Annotated in this window: 22 protein-coding genes; 8 read left to right on the forward strand and 14 right to left on the reverse strand. The window is 42.4% G+C overall.

Features of this window, described 5'->3' with window-relative positions:
• The 5 genes from E1163_RS18185 to E1163_RS18205 form a co-directional block, all read right to left on the reverse strand.
• Positions 1-446 (reverse strand): nucleotidyltransferase domain-containing protein (locus E1163_RS18185; protein WP_155173886.1); only part of this gene is annotated, 446 nt, incomplete at its 3' end.
• Between the two features lie 116 nt (positions 447-562).
• Positions 563-1,531, reverse strand: coding sequence for a hypothetical protein (locus E1163_RS18190; protein WP_155173887.1), 969 nt, complete (start codon positions 1,529-1,531; stop codon positions 563-565).
• Positions 1,532-1,622: 91 nt separating this feature from the next.
• Positions 1,623-2,645 carry a hypothetical protein gene (locus E1163_RS18195; protein WP_155173888.1) on the reverse strand — a complete coding sequence of 341 codons (1,023 nt, stop codon included), beginning with the start codon at positions 2,643-2,645 and terminating at the stop codon, positions 1,623-1,625.
• Between the two features lie 172 nt (positions 2,646-2,817).
• Complete coding sequence (locus tag E1163_RS18200; RefSeq protein ID WP_155173889.1) at positions 2,818-3,402, reverse strand: hypothetical protein; 585 nt, start codon at positions 3,400-3,402, stop codon at positions 2,818-2,820.
• Positions 3,403-3,465: 63 nt separating this feature from the next.
• Complete coding sequence (locus E1163_RS18205) at positions 3,466-4,011, reverse strand: hypothetical protein (RefSeq protein ID WP_155173890.1); 546 nt, start codon at positions 4,009-4,011, stop codon at positions 3,466-3,468.
• A gap of 166 nt (positions 4,012-4,177) precedes the next feature.
• On the opposite strand from E1163_RS18205, the gene E1163_RS18210 reads away from it, so the two are divergent.
• On the forward strand, positions 4,178-4,822 hold the full coding sequence (locus E1163_RS18210) for a hypothetical protein (protein ID WP_155173891.1): 645 nt from the start codon (positions 4,178-4,180) through the stop codon (positions 4,820-4,822).
• 111 nt (positions 4,823-4,933) lie between these two features.
• Positions 4,934-5,218, forward strand: coding sequence for a hypothetical protein (locus E1163_RS18215; RefSeq protein WP_155173892.1), 285 nt, complete (start codon positions 4,934-4,936; stop codon positions 5,216-5,218).
• 696 nt (positions 5,219-5,914) lie between these two features.
• Here the strand turns inward: E1163_RS18215 and E1163_RS18220 are convergent.
• The 3 genes from E1163_RS18220 to E1163_RS18230 form a co-directional block, all read right to left on the reverse strand.
• Positions 5,915-6,079, reverse strand: a complete 165-nt coding sequence (locus E1163_RS18220) for a YqaE/Pmp3 family membrane protein (RefSeq protein WP_155173893.1) — start codon at positions 6,077-6,079, stop codon at positions 5,915-5,917.
• Positions 6,080-6,352: 273 nt separating this feature from the next.
• Positions 6,353-7,060, reverse strand: a complete 708-nt coding sequence (locus E1163_RS18225) for a LytR/AlgR family response regulator transcription factor (RefSeq protein ID WP_155173894.1) — start codon at positions 7,058-7,060, stop codon at positions 6,353-6,355.
• Positions 7,057-8,184: a sensor histidine kinase gene (locus E1163_RS18230; RefSeq protein WP_155173895.1), complete on the reverse strand. Its 1,128-nt coding sequence runs from the start codon at positions 8,182-8,184 to the stop codon at positions 7,057-7,059. The genes E1163_RS18225 and E1163_RS18230 overlap by 4 nt, the downstream gene beginning before the upstream one ends.
• Positions 8,185-8,399: 215 nt before the next feature.
• Between E1163_RS18230 and E1163_RS18235 the strand changes: the two genes are divergently transcribed.
• Together E1163_RS18235 and E1163_RS18240 are read left to right on the forward strand one after the other, a co-directional pair.
• Positions 8,400-9,290 carry an ABC transporter ATP-binding protein gene (locus E1163_RS18235; protein WP_155173896.1) on the forward strand — a complete coding sequence of 297 codons (891 nt, stop codon included), beginning with the start codon at positions 8,400-8,402 and terminating at the stop codon, positions 9,288-9,290.
• A 3-nt stretch (positions 9,291-9,293) separates the two neighbouring features.
• Positions 9,294-12,854, forward strand: coding sequence for an ABC transporter permease/M1 family aminopeptidase (locus E1163_RS18240; protein WP_155173897.1), 3,561 nt, complete (start codon positions 9,294-9,296; stop codon positions 12,852-12,854).
• A 591-nt stretch (positions 12,855-13,445) separates the two neighbouring features.
• On the opposite strand, the gene E1163_RS18245 is transcribed toward E1163_RS18240, so the two are convergent.
• Entirely contained in the window at positions 13,446-14,336 is an 891-nt protein-coding gene (locus E1163_RS18245; RefSeq protein ID WP_155173898.1) for a hypothetical protein, read from the reverse strand.
• Between the two features lie 116 nt (positions 14,337-14,452).
• Here E1163_RS18245 and E1163_RS18250 point away from each other — a divergent pair, with 116 nt between their 5' ends.
• The 3 genes from E1163_RS18250 to E1163_RS18260 all read left to right on the forward strand — a co-directional run bounded on the left by E1163_RS18250 (position 14,453) and on the right by E1163_RS18260 (position 18,037).
• Entirely contained in the window at positions 14,453-15,694 is a 1,242-nt protein-coding gene (locus E1163_RS18250; protein ID WP_155173899.1) for an alpha/beta hydrolase-fold protein, read from the forward strand.
• 179 nt (positions 15,695-15,873) lie between these two features.
• Complete coding sequence (locus E1163_RS18255; protein ID WP_155173900.1) at positions 15,874-16,686, forward strand: LytTR family DNA-binding domain-containing protein; 813 nt, start codon at positions 15,874-15,876, stop codon at positions 16,684-16,686.
• A 109-nt stretch (positions 16,687-16,795) separates the two neighbouring features.
• A complete protein-coding gene (locus E1163_RS18260; protein ID WP_155173901.1) occupies positions 16,796-18,037 on the forward strand; it encodes a sterol desaturase family protein in 1,242 nt (413 codons plus the stop codon).
• 393 nt (positions 18,038-18,430) lie between these two features.
• Here the strand turns inward: E1163_RS18260 and E1163_RS18265 are convergent, their stop codons facing one another.
• Positions 18,431-19,249 carry an alpha/beta hydrolase family protein gene (locus E1163_RS18265; protein ID WP_155173902.1) on the reverse strand — a complete coding sequence of 273 codons (819 nt, stop codon included), beginning with the start codon at positions 19,247-19,249 and terminating at the stop codon, positions 18,431-18,433.
• A 455-nt stretch (positions 19,250-19,704) separates the two neighbouring features.
• Here E1163_RS18265 and E1163_RS18270 point away from each other — a divergent pair, with 455 nt between their 5' ends.
• On the forward strand, positions 19,705-21,387 hold the full coding sequence (locus E1163_RS18270; RefSeq protein ID WP_185156135.1) for a SpoIIE family protein phosphatase: 1,683 nt from the start codon (positions 19,705-19,707) through the stop codon (positions 21,385-21,387).
• Between the two features lie 27 nt (positions 21,388-21,414).
• Here E1163_RS18270 and E1163_RS18275 read toward each other — a convergent pair whose 3' ends face one another.
• The 4 genes from E1163_RS18275 to E1163_RS18290 all read right to left on the reverse strand — a co-directional run.
• Positions 21,415-22,059, reverse strand: a complete 645-nt coding sequence (locus E1163_RS18275) for a hypothetical protein (protein ID WP_155173904.1) — start codon at positions 22,057-22,059, stop codon at positions 21,415-21,417.
• A gap of 130 nt (positions 22,060-22,189) precedes the next feature.
• Positions 22,190-23,167, reverse strand: coding sequence for an AAA family ATPase (locus E1163_RS18280; protein WP_155173905.1), 978 nt, complete (start codon positions 23,165-23,167; stop codon positions 22,190-22,192).
• The gene (gene pnuC, locus E1163_RS18285) at positions 23,164-23,784 is read right to left on the reverse strand and encodes a nicotinamide riboside transporter PnuC (protein WP_155173906.1); all 621 of its coding nucleotides are present in this window, start codon (positions 23,782-23,784) and stop codon (positions 23,164-23,166) included. The genes E1163_RS18280 and pnuC overlap by 4 nt, the downstream gene beginning before the upstream one ends.
• Positions 23,784-25,765 (reverse strand): TonB-dependent receptor (locus E1163_RS18290; RefSeq protein ID WP_343033878.1); only part of this gene is annotated, 1,982 nt, incomplete at its 5' end. The genes pnuC and E1163_RS18290, both read right to left, overlap by 1 nt.

A 25,765-nucleotide genomic window follows, 5' to 3' on the forward strand; every position in this document is an offset into this window, starting at 1 on the left:
GAATCGTAATATGGCAACCATTGAGCTTTAAGCGATTTGAAATGATCACCTTCCCGGGACAGTGGCTTCGAATAGAGTAGCCTGTTACCAATTTCTACCTCAAAGAAATTGGCATCTACGCCGTCTTCCCATTCCTCTTGCTCAAAATTTCCATCTATAATATCGAGGTGGATATGAGCAAACCTGCCAGAGCTTTTATAATCGTTTAAGAGCTTATCAGTGGCCTGAAAGTCCAGCCACGCATTTTCAATTTGTGAAAAGGTTTGACCGCCAACTTCCGGCTTTACCAATATGGCCATATCAATATCACTGTCGTGTGTTCCTTTCTCCCTCGCCAAAGAGTTTACTAAAAGAACAGTATCCACGTGCTGCTGATTTCTGAAGTAATTCTCAATTCTGGAAACAGTTATTCTATGTTGTGCTGTAGGATATTGTATTTCGGTCATCAATTTTGAGGTTAGTGCCCATGCTCAGGGTAAGTGGCTTACCGTTGGGTGCTAAAATAGGACTGTATAGGAAGATAACCTATTAAATGTAGGGACAGCTACGTTCACAGGTAACATTATTTTTGTTTAATTTTAATCTTACCATCAACCCAGTCTGGTAAGTAAAAGTCCATGCCTGTCTTTTTCTCCACATCTACTAATTTATTTCTTAGTTCAACGGTCCTTAAGCCTATGCTTTGGCGTAATTTGTTGGTTTCTGTCAGGGTTGAGCTTAATGGTGGGTTAAGAAAGCCATATCCGGCTTGTGTTCTATCAGAGCTTACTGCTATGCGCCAATCGTCTATTATAGCGAATTCGTAAGGAGAAATCTGGCCTTTTTCAAGGGCTATACTCAGTTTGGGTTTAATGAAGTTATATAGGGTGTCATTTTTAACATACGCTGTTGTGATAGAATTGTGATGGCTCAAAATGGTCGATACCCAAAAGCTATTACCGATAAGTTGTTCGCCAGGATAACCATGGTCTTCCATAATTCGGATGAGCTTCGTCAATTGAGCCTCACTATGAGGGGCAAACTTTTTGAGCGCATACTTTTCCTGTGCTTTATCTCCTAACCTAAACAATGCACCCAATGCCTTCCTTTGATCCGCCTTAAACATCTTATGCACTTCCTTTCTGGTGCTATCGTCAATCCTTTTTAAATATTTCTGTCTAAGCTTAGGATATTCTTCAACTATGACTTTCCATTCGGAGGCATTATGAAGATCAGATAAATAATTGTTCCTTTTAAGGCTTTTTAAATCCCAACCGGCAGTGATGCCTTGTTTGATGATCTCAAATGCTTTTTCTTTTTCGTTTAAATACAGGGCAAGCTGAGCTGCAACTTTGTAATCTTTTAAAAACACAAAATCGAAAGCGTTGAAAACATCATTATATATATTCAGTGCCTCTTTAAACTGTTCGTTACTAATGAGCTTTTCTGCTTCATTTATTTGCTTATGATACCTCCGGTAATCCTGTGTTTCGCTGGAAATCGAATTACTAAAACTGAGGGTCAATAATAAGCAAAGCAGCATCGTTCTCATTTCATGGGGTATTGGTCAGCTCTAGAATACAAGAGCGACTTCTCCATTTCCAAGTATATCAGGCTTGTTTGGGAGGAAATGAAAGAAACTTCTATTGAACATCAAAATAACTAACGCCCTGATCTATTGCAACAAGCTTATTTTCTTTACCTGCGCTCACCTTTAAATCTCTTTCCTCATTCAAAAAAGCGTAGCCGGAAATGCTATTGACCCAAAGGGGTTTTTCAGAATCGGCTCTCAAACCATCTTCAACCAGTAGTTTTTGATTGGTGCCATCGGTATTTACCAGCATATAAGGCCCGTGAGAGATGTCGCCAAAGCCAGAGATAAATGAAAAAAGAATTTTGCTGCTATCGGGAGAAATTTGATAGTCGATATGCCCGGTATACTCTTCTGGTCGTTCCATGTGTGACGTGCGGGTGAGTTGCATAGAGTCACCATCAGCATAGTAAAACAACTCAGGTACATTATCTATGGTAACACTCTTTAACCGTTCCGTAATGCTCTGAAACTGCTTTTGGTTATTCATACCCTCTTCATATGCCAAGCGATACAATGGATTATTACCACTTGCAAACACCAATTCCTGGGTGATCAGATTGAATTTGTATACTGAATTAAATGAAAAAGTTTCCCAGATATAGTCACAAGGAAGATATAAGGTGTCACCTACTATTTTTAATGGTGCTCTTTCTTCATCGGTGGCAGTAATAAAGTAGTCGGGGCCGTTGCTTTGAAATTTAGTTAACGGCTCTCTCTTGCCGCCATTTTGGAGATCGTATTTATATAGCACAAGAGAGTTATCTTCGCCTGATTGTAAAGTATAATATAGCACGCTATCCTCATTTGAAAATGCCAGGTTGAAAACTTCTTCCTGCTCAGGAAATAGCGCTTTTTCATGAGTTTCCAAATCATAAAACCATATCTTATCTTCTTTAATATAAGCTACATGCTGGTTTTCATGTAAAACAAATGAATAAACCGGTTCTGGCTCTGGTTCTAACGGCTCTTCAACTGCCGCTGTATCAGCAGGGGCAACTTCTGCCTTTGTGCTATCTATTGTGGTCAATGTGCTTGCCGTACCTTCCTGATTCTGTGCAGGATCACAAGCCATAATAAGAACCGTAAGAAGTATTGTTGACGAGATTATATTTTTCACTTGCAATGGAAAATCGATGTGTAGAATAATATTTTAACGCAATGATAGTAAAAAACTGTGCTTTTCTATCTTTGTCAACACTTTTCTCTTCATTAACTCACACGAGTGTATTGCTGTCCAGTTTCTCTCAGTATTGTGATGTCAATTCAAAGTATAGTCCTTCTATTCCTTCGTTAATAATTGCATTTTTGACGGACTCATTAACTACCAATGGACCATCATCGTAGAGGTAAAATATGGGATACTCTATTGAAGGGATTCTAATGCTTCTCTGCCTGATATCTTTCTTAAGTTCGCGGGCAACTTCAAACTCAGCAATTTGCAATAAATTAAAAGCATAGTAGTCTTTATGTACAGTTCCGCTCATAGGGTTATGCACCTCGGCTTTAAAAAGCTCCAATTTCACATTAGGAAAGGAAGTGATTACATCTGCAAGTTTTTTGCTGATAAGTGGAGGGTGAAGGTATGTCCACAAGGTTGGAATATTGAAATCATTCGGTTTGTAACCCCTAAGGTCCATATCCTCCAGGTCTTCTTCACTGTTATCCAAATCTGACATATCCATATCATACACAATCGGCTCTTCAATTTTAATGTCGATTTTTCTGCCGTTTGTCCAGGGGTATGGAGAAAGACCAATATCAGGACTTTCAATTTGTGCAATGGGATGAACACCTTCCCCCTCTAAAAAATAGAAATTCTGACTATCCATATGATCCTTTATTACGCATTAAAACCGTTAAAGATCCGGAAACCCCGCCTTGATCCAATATCCTCACCCTTTAAAAATTACATCCCTTTCATCATCATGAAAAAAGCTGAAGGTAACATAAAAAGGCTTTTTGAGAGGCAGGCTTCTGAATTCCTCGGTTTTAGCTACTGAGCCTATAATTTGCTCGATCATCTTGTAGAAATGCATAATCACTCCGGAATAGTCTCTGTCTATGACTTCGAAGCTGACATCGCCGCTGATGCTAAAATATTGCTCAAAAAATCCGTCATTGTCTATTGCTGAGTCGTTCATGATGCAGCCTTCGTCAAAAGCAATGTCAAGGTCATTGTCAGGCATAAAGTCTACCTCTATATTGCCGCCATACTCATTCCAGCAGATATCAACCACGCCTATACTTTCTATTTTATGCCGGTCAAACCTTTGTTTATCTACCTGCTTAAAAAATGATACCAGATCGTTATAGCACTTTTCGGCTTCCTTTTCCCAATCAACTTTAGCCATGATGGCTTTGAATTCGCTGTTTTCAAAGTTGTCTGTAACAGGCTCAATGTCAGTATAGAAGGACGGGGTTAAAAATTTTGTCTTCATTTATAATTTGTTCTTTTCATAAGGTTCTAAAGCTGGCAAATATATAATTGGTGATGCACATAAGCCTCACTAATAATTGGTAAAGGACAAAATCACTATAAATGGTGATGTACTGCTCTCTTATTTTAACAAAGTTTGTGAGTAATTTTAAATTCTTCAAAAACCTATGATTACAAACGAAAGGATATTAGCGGAGATAAAGGCGAGAAAACAAAAGACACTGGAAATAATAGAAGCTACGGAATTGCCAGAGGAGCTGAAGCCTGTGTTGGAGCAATTCCACGGTCAAAATGTGGATGAGTTGGTGTCACTGATGGCAAAAGAACTACTTCCTAATTTTTCGTTTGAAGAGTATGGGGAAGTACAGTACATGGGCTTTGAATGGTACTACGATGGCCGTAGCTTCCCTGAGGCTCTGGGGTACTTTGGTGAGAGCTGCGAACCTGCACCCGATGCCAGCCACCTGCCCGTAGGGAGTGATACGCATGAAGCCCGGGAGGATTTTGAAGTGGGCTCTGAACTTAGTGGCGTACTTTGCGGGGATTGTGGCTATATTGATGTTAACCTGGTCTATGGTCCGTTATACAATGTGCTTTGCGAGGAAGGAGATAACCATGTAGAGCTGGAAGGTGACGAAGCGCCGGACCTGCTCGAAAACCTGTACACTTTGCGGCTATATGAGATCGTACACCTGGCCATGCAAAAGCTGGAAGCATCTGAAAATATGGTGAAGAAGAATATGAAAACGCCTTTCTATCTGTTTCTGAATAACCACGATTGGAGTCCGTTTTTAGTCTACGCTATGGGTTAGTCATGAGTAGTTAGTTTTTAGTCTTGAGATGTGGAAATGAAAGTTATCTGCTTATTATTTATGTTTTCTTCTGTCTGCTTTGGCCATTCAAAAGTATATAATACTCAACCTATGACTGTAAACGACTGTTTTTCTGGCGCTAATTTCGATTTGGTCTACGATCATATTCGCAAAAGTATATCTCAGGGCAATCTCGGCTTTTACACTCACGAAACTTATCAACTCCACCCGGGCTGTTCGGCCGAGATAGCTGTTAAGCAGGATGGATACACCCTGACTGTTATTAGCCGTGGTAAAGGCATCTACTCTTTAGCCAAAGTACTTAGCGATAACAATAAGCTGGTTAGTACAGCCAATAGGATTTTTTGTGAAGTCCTGGAGAAAGCAGGCGGGTAGGGAATTGGGATTCGGCAAACGATCAACTCTAATCCTGGAAGTCACATCTTCGTGGAGCCTTCTCGTTATGAAAGTAAAGTAATCGGTGATAAAGTGAACGGTGACCGGGTCGGAAGTGGTCGGTAGTGAGTTGGAGAATTGGAATGTTGAATATTTCTATGAGACTACTATCTCCTTGGGGGACACGGCCAATACGCACTTTTTAGTTGATAAATTTAGTGACAGCTTATAGAGCTAAATTGGGGCTTTACTAAACTTTGAAAGTTTAATAAAGCTTTACTGTTCGGTAACACCGGCTGAGAGTAATAGGCTTAAAACAGAGGTTGCTACCTTTCTGAGCATTGCCTCTCCGATAATGTTCTCCCGCCATAATTAAAGATTGTGCCTTCGAATGTTGTAGAGTCCTTTGCGAGTGACTCTACTGGGAAGTAATTACGCATCCCTTTTGCCACGAGAATCCCGTAGGGATAAAAAATATTTGTAGCAATAGCCATTTAGATCAGATTGTCCTGTAGGGACAAAACAAGCAGGTATTTATAATGTGACCTTACCTAATAACATTGGAGGCATTATAGGGGATAAGTAGTGAACAGTAGATAAAGTTTTAGTTTAAACTGCTCAACTCTATTCAGGAAAGTTCAAACTGTTAATCGGAACATGAACTGTAAACTATGAATTATGAACCATGAACTGTAATTAATCATCATGTTTGGCTATCACCCAGATGGCGTGTACAATTCCCGGAATGAAGCCCAGAATAGTCAGCAGGATATTGAGCCAAAAAGCACCGCGAATACCAACGGTAAAAAATACGCCCAGCGGCGGAAGTATGATAGCAAGTATTATTCTTATAATGCTCATGTCGAATGCTTTTGAAAAAGAAGGCGAAAGCTAAAGAATAATTGTCAATTGACAAAGTTTCTGCGTTTGCTTGCGGGAAGTAAAACAGTAAGCAGCAATCGATAAAAAGTAAACAATAAACGGGGTAATGAATCGGTATTCTGAATATTGCTACGCATTAGCCATCCCTTGAGGGATTATAGTGTTACTTTAAATTGATAAGCAGTGAACTATAAATAATGAATTGAACAAAAATCGTTTACCGGCTTACCAACCACTGATTACCATACCCCCTCACCGATACCCGATCACCTTGCCCACCACACTCCTGTAAGTCTGGCCAATGGGCACTTCATGTCTGCCTATTTTGATCCTGTTACCTTCTATAGTCTGTATCTTGTCCAGTGCTACAATGAATGATTTGTGTACACGGAGAAACCTGCCTTCGGGTAGCAGGGACTCAAAGTGCGAGATATTTTCATGGTTGATGATCATACTTTCAGTCAGGTGAAGCTTAGTATAGTTGCCATAAGCTTCAATGTATAGCAGGTCATCAGTGAAAACCTGATGGTATTTTTTATCTCCTTTCACAAAAAAGCTGGATGGGGAAGCGGCGGCCTCTTTGCTTTTGGTAGGAGCGGGGGCGGGCGGTACAGTACCTACGGCCTTATTTACGGCCTGCACCAGCCTTTCAAAGCTAAACGGCTTTAACAGGTAATCCACTACATTAAGCTCATAACCTTCCAGGGCAAACTCCTTATAGGCAGTAGTTACTATTACCTTTGGAGGGTTGGGCAATGTTCTCAGGAAATCAAACCCCTTTAGCTTCGGCATATTGAGGTCAAGAAACATCAGGTCAGCAGAGGCGCTGTTTAGGTACTGCATAGCTTCCATGGCATTGTAGCAGTGCTTTTTCAGCTCCAGGTGTGGGAGCATGCTGCAAAACTCTTCTATTAGCTCATGAGCCAGAGGTTCGTCATCAACGATGATGTATGAGATCATGGGGTGCCTATGCTTAGTTCTACTTTAAAGATGTTTTCCTGCCGGGTTATGTCAAGGTTATGGTTGTCAGGATAGATCAAGTCCAATCTACGTTTTAAATTTTCCAAACCAATGCCCGGCACATCACTTTTATGAGCAGGGTCAAAATTGTTTTCAATAATGAAGTGTAAAGCCCCGTCTTCGCTGGTCAGGCGCATATTGATGTAAGCCCCGTCGGCCAGCGACTCCACACCATGTTTGAAGGCGTTTTCAAGCAGGATAATAAAAAGGAGCGGGGCAACCGTTTCACCTTCACCTGTTTGATGATGGAAGCTGATGTCGACGGTTTTATAGTACCTGATCTTATGCAATTCGATATAATTATTCAGGTATTCTATCTCTTCGCTTACTGGTACAAAGCTTTTTTTGCCCTCATAGATGGTGTATCTCATCATATCAGAAAGTTTCAGGATCACTTTTGGTGCCTCATCGGAGTGCCTTACAGTCAGGGAATAAAGGTTGTTTAAGGTATTAAAAAAGAAGTGAGGATTTACCTGCGACTTGAGTAAAGCCAGCTCAGCCGCTGTTTTATCTGCCTGTAGCGATTTCAGCCATTTCCATTGCTCATACACCCAGAGTGCCAGAAAAAACGGGATTGGGACTACCAGCAATGTCAGCGCAAACCCTTTTTCAAATTTCTCATAGTGCTCAAAGCTGTCAGAAAACAACCTTACATACGTCCAGTAACTAAAGAGCAGAATATAGAGGGTAAGAATATATACCTTGTATTTGAGAAAAAAAGAAGGGCTGAGCAAATATAGCAGGCCCATCCAGAAAGTGATAATTAAAAATATAGAGACCGGATTGTCAGGAATATTTAAATAACTGTCGAGCCACAGGGTAAGGATCAGAATAGAGACGAGCCCGACAAAACCCAGAACGGTCTTCTTTTTCTTCTTTAAATATCCGGAAAAGTGGAAAGGTAATGAGATGATAAGCCACCAGAAAGTGAATAGTATCAGGTTTTCGGCTACTTCACTTTGGTCAATCCTGATAAAATCAATGGCAGCCAGCATCGCAATCAGTATGCAGGTAACTACCAGGCCTATGATAAAGCCTCTATACTTATTTAGCCATCTAACCATATCCCAAAATTAGAAGGTATATGCCAACAACCTAATAAGGATGACAAACCGGGGCATTTTTAATATGAACCATATCGTTTTCAGGCTGAATGGATATTGGTGCCAATAATAAATATGTATGTGTCAGGAAACTATGTGATGATCATTCTTTTTAGCAAGGGTCAATCCTGAGGGATACATTCGGTGAAAATTCATTGATCATCAAATGTATACCCATGAATATTCTCAAAATTGAAAACCTCACAAAAATATACCCCAACGGCGTTAAAGCGCTTGACGGCGTTACGCTGACTATCACTAATGGCATGTTCGGCTTATTGGGTGCCAACGGGGCAGGCAAATCCTCGCTGATGCGCACGATAGCTACTTTACAGCAGCAGGATGGAGGCTCTGTTACCTTCAACGGGCACGACATCCTTCTAAAACCCATGGAAATAAGGAGGTGCCTCGGCTACCTGCCACAGGAGTTTGGTGTGTACCCCAAAGTATCGGCAGAAAAGCTGCTGGACCACATAGCCGTACTGAAAGGAATAACAAACAAAGTGGATCGGAAACAGCAAATAGAAAGCCTTTTGCAACAAACCAACCTGTATGCACACCGTAAAAAATCCGTGCACACTTTCTCAGGAGGTATGCGCCAGCGGTTCGGTATAGCCCAAGCCCTGTTAGGTGCGCCAAAGATCATCATTGTAGACGAACCCACCGCCGGCCTTGACCCAGAAGAGCGCAACCGCTTTCTCAATTTACTCAGCGAGATAGGAGAGCAGGTAATTGTAATACTCTCCACCCACATAGTGGAAGACGTACATGGCCTATGCTCCAAAATGGCCATTATGGATCAGGGGCGTATCATCAAAACGGGTGAGCCCGCTGCTCTGGTCGCAGAGTTACAGGGGCAGGTATGGACCCGGGGTATGGACAGGGAACAGTTGCCTGAAATCAAAGAACGACTTCATGTAATATCAACGAGATTGGTATCTGGGAAAACCCAGGTAAGGGTAAAGTCTGCAGACATGCCCGATACCGGCTTTGAGCTTGCTCAGGCAGGACTCGAAGATGTCTATTTCACTTCAACCATCGAGAATAAATCATTTGTAAATCAATAAGATATGATAATTGATCTTCTGAAATTTGAAAACCTGTACCAGCGTAAACAGCGCTCACTTTTTCTGTTGTCACTGGTGTTTCTTGCCTATGGTTTACTGATCGGCAGCATGAACCATGCACCGGCCAACGTTAATTTTAACTCCGGTTATCAGCTTCACTTTTATACCGGCCTTATGACCTTGGGTGGAGTGTTCATCGCTATGTTTTTCGCCATAAGCGGAGTAATTAGGGACAGAAAATATGGTATGGAGCGGATTTTATACAGCACCCCTGTTACTAAATGGCAGTACTTTTTAAGCAGGCTGGCCGGAGTATACATTTTTAGTTTAGTAACCTTTACTACATTCTTTGTTGGCCACGTTGCGGGCACCTTTTCTCCCGCACTCGACCCTTCGCGGGTAATGCCGTTTAACTTTTTCAACTACCTGCAGACGTGGTCAGTATTTGTGGTGCCCAATATTTTTATCTGTGTTGCCCTGGTGTACGCCGTGGCGCTGCTCACCAAAAACAATGTGGCAACGTACGCCAGCGGTATTTTTATTTACATGCTCTATATCATCTGCTCCATAGTGCTCAATTCGCCCCTTATGGCCTCATCCGTGCCTGCCACCCCCGAAGGGCTGATGATGGCCTCACTGGCAGACCCTTTCGGCCTGGCAGCCTTTTTTGAGCAGACGCAGTTTTGGACAGCTTACCAAAAAAATACTGAGATGCTTTCTTTCAGTGGATTTCTGCTTTGGAACAGACTTTTATGGGTAGGTGTAGCCACCTTATGCCTGGCCATCACATATCGCGCTTTTTCATTCCGCAAACCGGCCGGCAGGACAGAGAAAAAGAGACCCGTGCAGTCCGGGCCGGTTACTACCCAACCATACAGGCCGGTCCTGGTTAATTTCAGCGCCTCTTTCTCCTCGAAATCCTTTTGGCATTTAACGCTCAGCAATTTGAAAGGAGTATTCAAGAGCCTGCCCTTCATAGGTGTTATGCTGGTATGGGCGGTAGTGGCATTTTCTGAGATCTACTTCAGAATTGTAGAAGGAGGCGACTACCACGACAGCCTGTACGCTACCACCGGTCAGTTGACCCAACTGCTGTCCAAGCCATTGGGCATGCTGGCTCTGATACTTATTGTTTTCTATAGCGGGGAGATCGTGTGGCGAAACAGGGATTACAAATTCGAAGGTGTTATTGATGCTACACCTGTACCCAACACAGTTTTTTTCCTGTCTAACCTCGTATCTCTGGTAGCTTTACCTTGCATTTTAATAGTTTCAGGCATATTGATAGCTGTATTGTTTCAGGGCTACACCGGTTATTATCATTTCGAGTGGCGTTTATACCTGTCCATGTTTTACTACCAGGGTACCGGCTTGTTGTTTTACAGCCTGTTTGCATTATTCATTCAAAGTATAATACCCAATAAGTACCTGGGCATGGGGCTTTCCGGCGTTTTGATCCTCATGTTGGGTACCTTTTCAAATTATATAGGCATCGAACACCCCATGCTCAGGCTAGGGATAATGCCTGTGCCGGGCTATACAGAAATGTTCGGATTTTCAGTAGTGGCTACAGCATTTCATCACTACAGTATTTACTGGCTGTCACTGGGAGCCATATTGGCCCTGTTGGCATTCAGGCTTATGCAGCGCGGTGCTATATCTGGTATAAAACCTAAGCCTGTCCACTTATTTCGAGGCTGGACAAATAAACAGCATTTAGCGCTCCCCTTACTTCTAACCGCCTTCATCACTTCGGGATCAGTGATCTACTATAATACCAACATCAAAGGCGAATATATCAGCTCTATTGAAAATATGAACAGAATGGCGCGGTATGAAAAACAGTACAAGGTTTATGACAGTCTGGACAGGTTAACACTTGCCCACTTCTACACCGAAGTTGACCTGTACCCCGAAGAGAACAGGTACACCATTCATGGACGGCATGTGCTTAAAAACAGCAATGAAAAGCCCGTAAGGCAGGTTTTTATCAATGAAAGGATCCCGCTATCTTCCCTGACTGTCGGTAATGGCCGGTTGAAAGTCCATGATACTACATATGGGGCATATCTGTTTGAATTTGATCCAGCTATTCAGCCTGGAGAAGAAGTGGCCATGACTTTTGATCTGGAAAGAGGGTCAACAGCCTATGAACCGGATCATGCTATAGCTGGCAACGGTACCTACATCAGCTTCCGGGATTATGAGCCTATACTGGGCTACAGGGCCGGCATGGAGATAGCCGATGCCTTTGAAAGGAGAAAGCGTGGACTCCCAGAAAAAACGCCTGAGCATGATGGGGAAAGCCATTTGCTGCAAAATGATGTTAAAGTTGGCAAGTCCTCATTTGAAACTATTGTCTCCACCACCAGTGGTCAAACAGCCATCTCCATTGGTGACCTTATCCGGCAATGGGCAGAAGGGGATAGAACCTACTATCATTACAAAACGTCCTTTAATATCCTGCCCTATGTGGCCTATTTCTCGGCAGACTATGAGACGCGACAAACACGCTATAAAGACATTGCCATAGAGCAGTATTACCACCATGGCCATGAATATAATCTCGATAAAGTGGACGAAAGTGCAATTGAAACGCTGAAGTATTGCGAAAAACATTTTGGAGATTATCCGTTTGACCACGTTCGCATAGCCGAGGTCCCCGGGCTTCGCTCGTTTGCCGGAATGGCCCAGCCAGGGACGATCAGCATGGTAGAAGACAGGCTCTACCTGGTGGATATACGTGATGCGGAAGGTTTTGACCTGGTAAGTAAAAGGACGATACATGAGGTGGCACATCAATGGTGGGGCATGATACTCACCCCTAAAATAGCGAAAGGAGGCTCTCTTTTTGTAGAAGGTTTTGCCAAGTACACCGAAGCCGTGGTCATGGAAAAAATGTATGGCAAAGGCGCCACGTGGCAGATAGCAGAAACGGCCAATCATACCTATTTCAGAGGGCATGCCTTTGCATCAGAGCCAGAACCTCCCATTTACATGGAAGATGGAGAGCACTACCTGGCCTATGGCAAGCACTTTACAGTAATGATGGCCATGCGTGATTTGATAGGGGAAAGGAAGGTTAACCAGGTGCTGCGTACCTTAACGGACCGCTATCGTGACAAAAACGAACTGCTCGTAACTTCTTCGGAGCTGATTGACGAGTTTTACAGGGTTACCCCAGCACAATACCACCGGCTTATCGACGACTGGTTCAAACGTGTGATCACCTATAACCTGTCAGTGAAAAATACTGCGGTCACAGCCCTTAAAAATGGCAAATATAAAGTGGATATAGAGATTGCTGCCTACCGCTTCAATACATTAAAAAATGGAGAAAGCGAGCCGGTTTCTATTGATGAACCGATAATGATCGGGGCCTTTTCCAAACATCCGAAGGAAGTGGCTCAGGAGCAATCGATACTGTATCTGAAGTCGCATATAGTGCGTGATGATAACCTTCATTTCAGCATCATCGTTGATCAGGCCCCAACCCACGTAGCTATTGATCCCTACGGCACACGAAGTGATGAAAACTTATTTGATAATATAATGAAGTTGTAAAAGTGGCAAGAGGCATGAAGTGGGTTGTCCCGGCAGAAAAATTCCGGGACAGCCTTTTTTGTGGGTGTATCTTGAATATTTCCCTATCACCTGGTCGTATACTTTAGAGCGCAAGGTTAAAAATTTCAGGAAGACCATTAGAATGTTTTTAATGCATTGAATAATCAAGAAAGCCAAACAATCCCTCTCCACGTCATTCTGGAATTTTCGCAGAGTAGCGGAGAAAATATCCAGAATCCCCCCGAACAGAGGCAGAAACCAAAGATTACTCAGTGTCCATGGCTGCCAGTAGCGCCTCTTTTCTAATTAGACCTATCTGCTAAAAAGTGCTTTCCTGCCCCGGATTGCGTAGAGTCCTCTTCGAGAGACTCTACTCGGACATACGTAACAGAGGCAGAAGCCAAAGAACAACCCTACTAGAAAATAAAAAGTGATGTATTTTAACCTAAGTTAAGCTTTAAAACTTACAACAACTCACTCAATACCCATATCTCATAACTAAAGACTAACCGTGGATGTCTCTCGAATAGGATTCCGCGGCATTGGACATTACGCTAATACAACTCCTTTGAATCCGGCGAGTCCTCCAGCTCACGGGTCATGGATTACCTTGTCCATTTCCTGTGATTTTTCATGCAGTTTGTTGATCTCATCTTCCAGGCCATGAACATTTCTGTTGGTGAGAAACAGCCGGGTAATCCCTAAAATACTGGCCAGCGGCCCCCTGATCTCATGCGATGTCATAAAGCCCAGGTTAATGATGCGATCATAAGTCTCAGACAGCTTCTGAGTGCGTTCCCTCACACGCTTTTCCAGTTCCTTGTTTTTATTGGATAGTTCTTCTTCATAGCGGGTCATAATATTGATGAATATATTGATCATCAATGTCACCAGAAAGAGCCCGGCAATGATGGGGCCTTTATAGAAATAGTAATTTTCAACAATAAAATCAATTTGTGGCTTGGGATCGGAGAGTGCATAGATGATCTTATCTATAAAGCATATCCACAGGAAATAGTAGACCAGTGTGATGTAATAAGCCCTGCGATCCGATTTACCACTAAATAAAAAGGTAGTAACAACCACCAGTATTATCGTTACCGTCATGTAACTGAGATACTGTCCCGGCGGTGTATATCCGTTAACTACGAGGTGAATGAAAGGGTTAAATGTAATCAGGTAAGCCATTATAAGCTTTGAAATAAAGTAGTAGCGGCGGGCATTCCAGTACAACGTAGAAAAATAGATAAAGGCGAACACCAGGAGAATACCTGCATTAAGCGCCTCACCAATAATGAAATTGACCACACTCAAAACCATAAGTATGGGTGCTATGATCAGAGAAATGGCATTAATCACCTGAATTATTCTTTTCTCCCTGAAATTCTGGCCCCTGCGAACCCCGATACCAAGCATTTTGTGGATCAAAATGTAATGGCTCTTTACAACTCCAGAAATTAGTGCTTTTGTATTTAACTTCAAAGTTTAATTATTCCAGATCAGGCCTGTGCTCACTTGTTAAACATTTGTTAATGATCAAAAGACAATAGCCCTTTTCATTCTGGAAGGATATATTAAGGGCATAAACCTCCGAAATAATGAATAAATACATCCTTACGGCCTTTTTGATCATAAGCCTTGTTGTCAAAGCCCGATCCCAAAATTCACTTACCGCAGGAGAGCAATACACCTTAAACTCAGAGATACTCAATACTGAGAGGAACTTGTTTGTATATCTGCCTCCTGATTATGGCACTAATGAGAACAAACACTATCCGACACTTTATATTATGGATGGGCATTGGTATTTTTTTGCGGGTGTTGCCATTCAGAAAACCTTGAGAGGAGAGGAGCTGCTTCCCGAGATGATCATTGTAGGTGTAGATATGCCAAGACCTGAAAGGGATAGCATTTTTTCAAATCAATGGGATGACTTTCAGCAATTCATCAAACAGGAAGTAGTACCGTTTGTAGATAGTAACTTTCGCACTCAGGACGAACGGCTGCTCTTCGGATGGGAAAGTTGCGGAGCCCTGGTCTGCCAGCTTCTATTAGACCGTGATCAAATGTTTGATGCCGCCATTGCCTCCAATGGAGCTCATATTTCACAGGAAATGATGGATGAATTTGCCAAACAAAACAACTCAGCTACTGAAAAATACCTTTTCATAGCAAATTCAGTCAAGGACATCTATAATATTGACAGTTCTGAGGATGCTGCTGCAAAGCTGAAGAAGGGTAATTTACCCAATTTGGTTTGGGAATATCGATTATTTAATGACGAAATACACGAATCAATGCCATATACCTCTATGTATCAGGGACTTAAATACTACTATCATAACTATGGCTCGCTGATATTCAGTAGCGTGAAAGCTTTTCATGAATACGGAGGTGTTCCGGCTGTAAAGGGTTACTTTAAACAGAGAGGAGAGAGGTTTGGTGTGCCGGAATCTATAGATGATAATACCAAAAACAGCCTAATCTGGCTGGCCTGGTATCGTGACGACTTTGAGACATTTCAATTGCTCATGAGTGAGTTTTCTGATGTGCTGTCTACCAGAAGGTATGCTTCTGCTTACTGGCAAAACCGCTTTGGGCAGTACTATCTTAAACATAAAGACTTCGAAAATGCTATCCGGTATTTTAATGAAGGCATCACGAGATATCCTGATGATAATTTTATGGCTCAGATGTATAGCGGTCTGGGCACTGCTTACCTAAGCAAGGGCAACAGGAGGCTGGCCAGGAGCAACTATGAGAAGGCTGTAGCTGCGGCAGAAATAACCGCGGATCCTAAAATAGAACTTTACCGGTCCCAATGGGCTCAATTGAAGTGATCGCGAAAGCTGAGATCAACCTCTGCTTTGTACATCTTTCTGATCTGAATTTATGAATTACCATATATGCGATTCTAATGATCATTCCTTTCTCTAAAGGGTTGGCATAGGACAACCTAAAGTAATGTTTGATAAAGATTTTTTATCTTAACACTTCATTTTTCTGGCAGTAAGTTAATATGGCACTAACATTGGGTCGGGCAAGAAACATTTACACACTAAGAAAATCGTATCGCTTTGTAAAACCATGGAAAACCAAGCTATGGATCAGCCTTCTGGTTTTTATGGGTATATCATTTGTGCTGTTGTTCCTTGAACCATTTAAGACCGGCGAAAGCCCCAAAATGCTGATATTAGGCTACAGCCTTTGTGTTTTGCTCGCGTACTCAATAGTGTTAGTTTCAGAGGCACTTATATTTCACTTCCTGAAGCACTGGACGCTGCGTGACGAATCCCTGATGTACATTTTATTTTTTCTATTGTCAGCCCTTGGGGTCTACTGGTACGACCTGGTGGTGATTAAGGGGCAAACCTACTATTGGAGCAGCTTGCTCTCTTTTACAGGCAGGGTAACATTGCCGTTTGCTATTCTGTTTTTGCCCGTTATAGGCTGGCTGAGACATTACTACGGCAGCCTTTACGAACTCCCCGAACAATATCAGGTGGTGATTAAAGGAAATGTAAAGTCTGATGTGTTGGAAATGGACTGGCGTAAAATCCTGTATGCAAGATCATCGGATAACTATGTGATCATAAAATATATTGCAGCAAGTGAAGTTCTCAAGGAAACTTTACTCAGAAGTACCCTTTCGCAGGTAGAAGAGCAGCTCCCGGACTTGCTCAAGTGTCACAGGAGTTATCTCATCAATCCGTTATACCTGGTGGCAGTGGAGGGCAATCAAAAGAAAGCATTTCTCAAACTGGATAAGTTGGATGAAGAAATTCCCCTGTCCAAAACCTACTATACCGGTATCAAAGCCCTGCTGACTTAGGGGAAATTCACCACAAAACAGGTTTAATTCACCACAAAGGCTATTTTGAGATTGACTATACCGTAGCCGGAGTTATAAATTTAACAGAAAACCAAATCGCTGTTATTTTATGAATGTTTATGCTTTTATCACCCCCATTGTGGTGATACTCCTTGTTGCTGAGATCATCTATTGTGCCCGGGTAAAGAATGGTAAATACCCCTTTCAGGATACCGTCACCAACCTCGGCACGGGCATCGGAAATCAATGTGTAAACCTGGCGGTAGCCTTTTTTGTATACAAATTCTATGGCTGGCTTTATGAGCTGACACCCCTACGAATACCTGCCACCTGGTATACGCTCATATTGCTGCTTTTACTTCAGGACTTCGTTTTTTACTGGTTTCACCGCTTAGGGCATACCATGAATGTTTTCTGGGCTGCTCACATGCCTCATCATTCTTCAGAAGAGATGAACCTGTCGGTAGGCATTAGGGCAAGCTTTACACAGCGCTTGTTCCAGTTCCTTTTCTTTGACTGGATATTGGTTGTAATAGGCTTTAGCCCGGAGGCTGTATATTCCATGGCAGCGGTACACTTGCTACTGGCATACTGGCACCACACGGCTGTTATCAATAAAATGGGCTGGTGGGAGAAGTATTTTGTCACGCCGTCACACCATCGGGTTCATCATGGTGTCAATCCCCAGTATATTGATAAAAACTTCTCTGAGTTTCTGATCATCTGGGACAAAATATTCGGATCATACGAAGAAGAAGTAGAAGAAGTCTGCTATGGTGTAACCCACCCGCCCAGGACCTGGGACCCTATACATATTAATTTCCAGTTTTGGAGCCAGCTCTGGAGAGATGCCAAAGCCACCAAATATTTCTGGGACAAGATCAGGATCTGGTTCATGCCTATTGGCTGGCGACCGAGAGATCTTGAACCTTACTTTAAAGGAGGCCGCATTGGCTACAGCCGGTCTGAGCAGGTTAAATATGTCAGTACCCCAATGCAGAAGTCTAAAGAGTACCTCATTGCCCAGATAGGGCTTGGGCTGGTAGTGCTATACCTTACCATTAACCTACAGTTGCCATTCGAATACTGGCATCGCGTAATTCTCTCGGCAAGTATTTTTATGATGATCGTCAGTTGGGGAGCTATCCTCGAATCAAAAACATGGGCCAAACCACTGGAAGTCATTCGCATACTGGCTACCGCCATCAGCCTGATCTATGTCTTGCACGATTCCGGTGTCTCCAATTATCAAAACTGGACGACTATTGCTGTTCTTTTACTTTCAGGAGTAAGCATCCTGTATTTTTCCGTAGCGGTAGCCAGGGAGGGGGCAGTGGTTGTGAGGGAGTAGGCTTTGGTGTTCAGTAATCGGTAGCTGAGTAAACAAGCAGTATCTTGCGAACTTAAGTTTGAAGTCGGAAAGACCGGAGACCGGAGTTTCTTACAATACTGGGTTAAGTTATCCGGTAAACGGTGAATTGAGCGAGGGGAGCTTATATGGATAAATCGCAGCTTTACTAAACTTTCAAAGTTTGGTAAAGCTTTACAGTTTTGTAGCACAGGCTGTGGTAATAGCCCGCCTTTAAGCATTCTGTGTCCGGCAAAAGTCTATAGTCTGGCATTGGCCTAAATCCCCTCTGCATATCGGTCCATGTCGGAAGAGGGAAGTTTTGAGCTTAAAAGCCTGTTTATATGAAATATTAGTTTGGAGTGACGCTCTTCTTTTAAATTTTAACGTGAAAGACTAGAAACTCTGAGTAAACTCCGTAACCCTGGCTAAATATCCCTGACCGAAATCCTGTGGCTCCCATGCTTGAAAGCCTCTTAAATGTCCCCCTTCATAGGTAATCACCTCCATATTTTTCATTTCCTCACTTAAAGCAATGGCATCTTGAGTAGTTGTAAGAGTATCTTCTGTACCTGCAAATACAATAACAGGGATGTCAATGGTCCTAAGGCGTTGCGGGTATGACTGGAAATCCGTAGGAAGGTTAATCTCAACATCTTTCGCCTGTTTTAGCCTTGAGGCATGAACTTTTATATCCGTAACAAGTCCTTCGAGGATCATAAAGTCTACATGGTCTTTTGTCTGCTCATATGCCTGAACTGCAACAACCGCTCCCATGGAAAGTCCCCAAATGCCTATTCTATCGGTTTTATAAGTTTGTGAGACTTTGTCAACCACAGAAGTTAAGTCTTCGATAAATTCGTCATGGTATAAATTCATGCGCTCTACTTCAAAATCTGAACTTTCTCCAAAACCACGATAGTCAAAAGTTACCACCCGGTAACCGTGGGAAGCAAATATAGATGCATGGTAAGTGAAGTATGACATATTCCCTGCGTCTGGATATGCCAATATTATTGTCGTGTTTTTTTGTGTATCGGTCTTGGGATCAATAATCCAGGCTTTAAGTGTTGCGTTTCCGGCATTGATAATCATTTCCTTATAATCCAGTCCGATAGCATCAGGCTTTAATATGTACTCCCTGTCAGGATTAATTCCCAGACAGATAAACGGCAAAATAAAAATGATAAGGAATAATATAAAAGTTCTTTTCATAGCGTATTTAATTATTGTAACTAAACTCAAAGTTTTACTTGCGTTATTTCTCCAAGGAGACTTTTACAAACGGGTTATGTGCTATTTTATTATATGTTTTAGCGGAAAAATCAAAATAGAAACTAAATTAATTTGGAAATTCTTATAAAGCAATACTTTGTGAATGAGCATTGATACATCTTTTTGATCTGGAGCTTAGGTTTGGATATTTGGTTTCACATAGTCCATGTTCATTCTTCCCCCACTATTCCCGGATAAATTTTATTTGGTTAAGTGAGGTTCTTTTTCATAAATGTCTATTGAACCTATCCTAGCACCATCTCCCACATTTAAATATTAGCTCATAGGAAGTGCTTCTATTTTTTTCTATTTTAGAAGCTTGCATGTATCACTTGTTCTATAAAACCTGTATGCTTAGAAATCTTTTATTTTTTTGCCTGTTGACCCCATTATTTTTGTGTGCTAACCTACTTGTCGCCCAGACAAACCAGGAGGTGGAAACTGCTTTGAAGAATAAAGATTATGCCCTGGCAGTTGACCTATATTTTAAAATGGGTTCTGATGCGTGGAGCAGTGGCAATACACAAAAGTCAATGGATCTGTTCGCTAAAGGTATAGACCTGTCGGAAGATCATAAACTAAAAGACCGAGCCCGACATGGCTGGTATAGCCTTGGATTGGTACAGTTTAATTCAAGCGAATACAACGATGCCATAAAAAGTTTTGAAAAAAGCCTCGAATATGCAAAGTCAGGTAACGATCAGGAAGCAGCGGTGCGCAGCGGGTTATACATTGGTAAAAGCTATTTCCGGAAAGGGAGAAACAAAAGGTCTGTCAATGTCCTGGAGGATGCTCTGAGCATCGCCCTTAAAATAAACCATTTGGACCTTCAAAAAGAGTGCTATGCGCTGCTCAGCAAAAATCATAAAGCCATGGGCAATGAAGCCAAGGCGGCAGAATATGAAAATAGCATAGCACTGATCAACAGGGACCTGGAGAGAAAAACAGAGCTGAATGCCATGGAAGAGCAGATCAGCACGGTGAAAGAGGAGCTACAGTATAAAGGCAAGGTACTTGAGAAAGTATCTGATTCGCTTAAGGGAGAGCTTCAAAGTAAAGGACAGGTGCTTGAAAGGGTATCAGATTCACTCAAAGAGATTGCAGAGATCAGCAGGGAGCAGCAGCTTAAAATTGACCTGCTTAATGTGGAGAAGGAACTAACAGATGTATCGTTGAAGGCAAAGGAAGCGGAACTGGAAAACAATAAACTGGTACGTAATTCGCTGATTATTGGGTTGATTTTAGTGGGGCTTCTGGGTGTTGTAGTTTATAAGGGCTATAAAGACAAGATGAAGGCCAGCGAAGAGATCCATAAAAAACAACTGGATATTGAAAGCAGTATCAATTATGGCTTACGTATTCAGCAGGCGATGTTGCCCAGCAAAGAAAAGTTTGAAGAGCTTCTGCCACAGTCTTTTGTGCTTTTTAAACCCAGAAACGTAGTGAGTGGTGATTTTTACTGGATCAATGAGCTTTACAATGAGAAAATAGCCGTAGCCGCAGTAGACTGTACAGGCCATGGTGTACCGGGTGCTTTTATGTCGATGATTGGCTCAAATGCCCTCGACAGCATTGTAAATACATATGTAGATGAACCCGATAAAATCCTTCACGAATTGCACCGTAAGGTATTTACGGCACTGAAACAGGAAGAAACCGGCAATAAAGACGGTATGGATATGGCTTTGTGCGTTATCGATCCCGACCGTGACCAGCTTCACTTTTCCGGGGCAAAAAACCACCTGATCTATATTAAAGAAGGAGAAGTTTTCCAGATCAGGGGTGATAAACACCCGATCGGAGGTATCAGAAAAGTGCCTGCAAGTTTTACCCAGCATACCATAGACCTGGAAGGGGATATGTACTTCTATCTGTATTCCGATGGCTTTGTGGATCAGTTTGGTGGCCCCGACAATATGAAGTTTATGAGCAAACGGTTTAAAACATTAATCGAAGAGATATACCAATTACCGATGGATGAGCAGAAGCAGAAACTGGAAGAGGCATTTGCTGCCTGGAAAGGTGATCATAAGCAAACTGATGACGTACTGGTGATCGGGTTTAAACTGACCGTGTAGAACCTGCAGGGGGACTCTTGTAGCTATTTATTTTACCGAAACCATTTCCTTTCTGATCAGTTTTATGCCTTTTTCATACGCAGTGGTCAGTGCAGTCATTTGATCAGTTAAGTTGACTCTTGACTCACCTCCACCATCATCATGTATGTGTAGGGGGTTAATAGTTGTCTTAACAGCAAATCGTGAATCTACCGAACCTGATTGTGCGTCATAAATAGAGAACAGCAGACTCGCGCTATTCGATTCGTTATCCATATTATACGTGCTGTTGTAAGGGTCAAGCTCAGCCTCCGAATAAACCCCATAAGAGCCGCCGCCCCTTAGACTGCTAATTTCAGTGCCTATAATATATCTTATCTGTAACTTTTTACATATCAGGGCCAACCTGCCTGTGTCCAGCATAGTAGCCTTTGTTATTTCTTCCTTACCCATGCCTGCCCTGGTCAGGTTGTATTCTTCTTCAGGAAGGTAAAGTACCTGACTATTGTCTTTTAATAACCTCCTGGCTATTCCGCAAAGATCTTGTGATTTATAATCGGATATACCGTGCGTTGGCAAAAACAGGATCGTAGAGTTTGCCAGCAGCCTTGGCGTACCTGTGTATTCTGTGACTTTTGTACCTGCGCATCCGGCTAAGACTGCCAGTACAATAATGAATAGATATCTTTTCACAACTGAATGTTTAAGTTAATGACAAGTGTTAACCTTTACCTGCAAATGAACCATGAGTCGTAATTCATGGTAAAATAAATATTTATCTGGAATAATTCATGTTAAAATCGATTTATGTGCTTTAATGGATCTAAGGAAGCATATTGGTAATTAAGTCACAGACCTGGCGCTGGCGCTCGGCGTAACTTCCATTGATATCGATATAGTCAATACCAAATTCATCTAAAGTAAGGCGGTGGGAGTGATCTAAGGCATCCCTTTCATGCTTGGCCAGGCGCGTACCGTCCTGCAAGTAGGGAGTGTCGGCGCCCAGGTATAAGTACAGATCAGCTTTGTTTGTGGCATAGATGTCATCACTTATAGCCAGGAATTCACCGAATTTGAATTTTGCGTAGGACTGGGTAATGTGAATGTCTGTATCAAGTACAGTGAGTGGTTTCAATAGTTTGGTGGCTTCCGTGGCTAATCGGGCATGCGTGCCGGCAATAAGCCTTAGCTGGTCTAAAGTGAAGTCATTGGAATCAGGTATGATATCCCTGCCTGCTTCGCTTACCAGGGTTGCATTGAAGGCTTCGCAGATGTATTTGGCCATTGTACTCTTTCCTGTAGATTCAGTGCCTAGCAGTACCACTTTTCTTTGATAATAAGGCTTTACGGCATCCGGAAGAAAATGCCAGTTTTCATATACAGCCTCCCGGATCATGGAAGCAGAAACAGGCCATTGTTTCCTTGCCTTATCGAATATTATTGACCGAATACCCATAAATGCCGATACAAAATCTCCGTAGGGCTCAGATGTAAATAGTATGTCTACTTTGGGTAGTAATTCCTCAAATTTCCTGGCCCATAGTGCAGATACGTCTTCGGATGAAACCGAGGTGTTGGGGAGAACGGATTCTTCGTAACTGAAATCAATCACCTGAATTCGCGGATTGTCCTTATAGGTTTGGGAAATCCAGCCAGACCTTACCTCTACGGGAATGGATTCGGCGCTGCTGGCACAGACCAGTACAATGAGTTCGTCGCAGTGATCGAGGGCAAAGTTGATCAGGGCCTCATGCCCGGTATGGAAGGGCAGGTATTTGCCAAATGTAAAGCCACGTTTCATAATTTCGACCTCCAGTTAAAATAGCCGATCATACAAATGATCAGAAAGACAACATATTCGATAGCTACCAGGTGAATACCTTTTAAAATGTAAAGCGTAACAGAAACCATGTCCACCAATATCCACAAAACCCAGGTCTCGATGCGTTTTCTGGAAAGAAGTATGGTGGCAAGTATGCTTGCCGTAGTGGTAAATGCATCAGCAAAAGGGTAGGAGGCAGGCTTAGAGAAAACCAGCGGAAACAGCAGGTGTATCTGTGTCATAAGCAGCCCGCTTAGGACAGTTCCTGCCATAAGCACTGTTAGATATATCAATCGCCATCTGTTCGTTAATTTTTTTACACTAGCCTCGTTGTCCTGTTTCCTCCAATAGTACCAGCCATATACCGTAACCCCAAAGAAGAAAACCTGGAGGTACATATCAGAATACAACTGTACCTGGTAGAAAAGAATGAAAAATGCAGCTTCATTCACTATACCGGTAGGCCAGGTCAAAACACTCGGTTTGGCCGCCAGCACTACAGAGATAAAGCCGAATAGCGTGCCTGCAAGTTCGATATAGCTCAAAGGATAGCCCAGAACCTCAAAGGCGATGTTGTTGATATCAAAAAAATCCATCAAAACGAATAAGTGATCATACCGTAATAATTACGCGGTGCCTGTACAAAATATTTATTGGTGCCATCAAAATCAACATATCCGTTATTGTAGTAAATAATATCAGTCACGTTATTGATAAACGCTGATAACGTTACCCTTTTGAATTTATAAGATGCCCGCCAGTTGACCAGCAGGTAGTCGTCAATCTCATTTTCATTAGCAAAATCGATGTATGAGCTGCTTTGGTATCTCAGCCCAATTCCCGTTTCAAAATGTTTCCTGGTATAAGATACATCCTGATTAATGATTACCGCGGGAGTAAGAATAGGATCAAAATTCTCTGATTGCTGCTCAATCTCACTTCTGTTCAGTGAAAGATTGGTTTCAAAAGTCAGGGTCCTTACCGCATTACAGACAAAGTTGGCTTCTATACCCTGCCGGGTGCTTTTGTCTACATTGCTGTTCAATACCAGTCCATTGGGACCAAACTGGCCGTTGAGTACAATTTCATTATCAAAATCCATGTGGTATAGGTTGATGGCAAGAGATGCATCTTTCCTGTTTATCCTTATTCCCAGTTCATAGTCCACCACATATTCGGGATCTGAAATAGAAAGCAATGGGGCGCCGGAATCGTCAGCCTGAAGATCATCCCAGCCACCAAACAAGTCATTTCGGGTTGGCTCCCGGCCGGTTTTGCCCACGCTAAAGTAGATGTCCATATTTTCCTGAGGGCGATAGGTAACACCGCCCTTTGGGTTTACAAAACTCCAGTCCATTTTGTCGAAGGGTACACTACCTTCATAGTCAAAGCTGGTATGGCGGTATTGAATATCTGCAAACAGCGTAAGCTCATCCCACAAGGCGTATGACATTTTAGCAAAAGCACTCTGTTCCGGCTTATAGCCCGTGTTTTTGTATAACCTGCCGGCGGTATTATCACTGCCAATGTGTTCCCTGGAGTAGGTATTCAAATGAATGCCCGCCGTCCATTCAACCTTGTTGGTTTTAAAATTGACGTTCGAAAACCCACCGATGAAGTGTGACTGGAATGCATAGTTGAGCATTTCAGAAGTTGAAGGCATACCCAAATAGTTATTGAGATCAAAATCGTAATTGCCCTCCAGGTAGTTGTAGTAGATGCTGGAACTGATAGTCATCCTGTCGTTCAGCAAATATTCATGTTGTAGTTGGGTGAGTGATTGGGTAAACTCATCGTTTTCCTGGGTATTGGCATTGGCTCTCGGGTCTTCGTCAATTTTACTTTGCGATACACCCAGCCAGGCCAGCTCATTTTGCTGGTTGCCGGCAAAACCTATAAGCTTAAACTTGTTCTTTTTATTGTAAATGCCTGCTCCATAAAATACTGACTTTGAAGAGTTTGCAGACCTGTGCTTATACCCATCCGAATTGAGCCACGAACCTCTCAGATAAAGAGACTTATTGCGCTTTCGGCTTTTATGCTCTGCGTAAGCCCGATAAGATTGAAAAGAACCATAGCCAAGCCCGAACGACGTACTCGAAGAATCATCAAACAAACGTGGAGAATTAAACTGCAGGCTACCTGCAAAGCTGGCAATACCGTTTTTAGTGGTGCCAACACCCCTTTGGATTTGAACCTTGCTCACTGAATTAAGAAAATCAGGATAGTTTGAAAAATATACCCCCTGATCCTCAGGTTCATTTAAAGGCACTCCATCCAGTGTCATATTGATACGCGTCTGGTCTATGCCCCTTAACCGGATGTACGAATAGCCCTGGTAACTCCCAGCATCGGAATAAACCGTCATGGAAGGAGTTTCACTAAGCAAAAAGGATGGTTCCTGACCGGTATTTCTTACCTCCAGAGCATTCATGTTTAAATTTTGGTATGGAATGGGAGCAGAATCATCAGCCATGTATGCCTCTGAAACAGTAATGGGTTTCAACTCATAAATTACGGAATCTTCATTTTCCTGTGCTTTAGCGCTTAAGATCACAAGCAGCAGGATCGATATTG

This window comes from Fulvivirga kasyanovii (genome assembly GCF_009711405.1).
Lineage (GTDB): Bacteria > Bacteroidota > Bacteroidia > Cytophagales > Cyclobacteriaceae > Fulvivirga > Fulvivirga kasyanovii.

What these genes read in the sequence shown, in the direction of transcription:
- E1163_RS18190 (WP_155173887.1), bottom strand. Translation starts at nt 1,531, where the DNA reads ATGAGAACGATGCTGCTTTGCTTATTATTGACCCTCAGTTTTAGTAAT.
- E1163_RS18195 (WP_155173888.1), bottom strand. Translation starts at nt 2,645, where the DNA reads ATGGCTTGTGATCCTGCACAGAATCAGGAAGGTACGGCAAGCACATTG.
- E1163_RS18200 (WP_155173889.1), bottom strand. Translation starts at nt 3,402, where the DNA reads ATGGATAGTCAGAATTTCTATTTTTTAGAGGGGGAAGGTGTTCATCCC.
- E1163_RS18205 (WP_155173890.1), bottom strand. Translation starts at nt 4,011, where the DNA reads ATGAAGACAAAATTTTTAACCCCGTCCTTCTATACTGACATTGAGCCT.
- E1163_RS18210 (WP_155173891.1), top strand. Translation starts at nt 4,178, where the DNA reads ATGATTACAAACGAAAGGATATTAGCGGAGATAAAGGCGAGAAAACAA.
- E1163_RS18215 (WP_155173892.1), top strand. Translation starts at nt 4,934, where the DNA reads ATGACTGTAAACGACTGTTTTTCTGGCGCTAATTTCGATTTGGTCTAC.
- E1163_RS18220 (WP_155173893.1), bottom strand. Translation starts at nt 6,079, where the DNA reads ATGAGCATTATAAGAATAATACTTGCTATCATACTTCCGCCGCTGGGC.
- E1163_RS18225 (WP_155173894.1), bottom strand. Translation starts at nt 7,060, where the DNA reads ATGATCTCATACATCATCGTTGATGACGAACCTCTGGCTCATGAGCTA.
- E1163_RS18230 (WP_155173895.1), bottom strand. Translation starts at nt 8,184, where the DNA reads ATGGTTAGATGGCTAAATAAGTATAGAGGCTTTATCATAGGCCTGGTA.
- E1163_RS18235 (WP_155173896.1), top strand. Translation starts at nt 8,400, where the DNA reads ATGAATATTCTCAAAATTGAAAACCTCACAAAAATATACCCCAACGGC.
- E1163_RS18240 (WP_155173897.1), top strand. Translation starts at nt 9,294, where the DNA reads ATGATAATTGATCTTCTGAAATTTGAAAACCTGTACCAGCGTAAACAG.
- E1163_RS18250 (WP_155173899.1), top strand. Translation starts at nt 14,453, where the DNA reads ATGAATAAATACATCCTTACGGCCTTTTTGATCATAAGCCTTGTTGTC.
- E1163_RS18255 (WP_155173900.1), top strand. Translation starts at nt 15,874, where the DNA reads ATGGCACTAACATTGGGTCGGGCAAGAAACATTTACACACTAAGAAAA.
- E1163_RS18260 (WP_155173901.1), top strand. Translation starts at nt 16,796, where the DNA reads ATGAATGTTTATGCTTTTATCACCCCCATTGTGGTGATACTCCTTGTT.
- E1163_RS18265 (WP_155173902.1), bottom strand. Translation starts at nt 19,249, where the DNA reads ATGAAAAGAACTTTTATATTATTCCTTATCATTTTTATTTTGCCGTTT.
- E1163_RS18280 (WP_155173905.1), bottom strand. Translation starts at nt 23,167, where the DNA reads ATGAAACGTGGCTTTACATTTGGCAAATACCTGCCCTTCCATACCGGG.
- pnuC (WP_155173906.1), bottom strand. Translation starts at nt 23,784, where the DNA reads ATGGATTTTTTTGATATCAACAACATCGCCTTTGAGGTTCTGGGCTAT.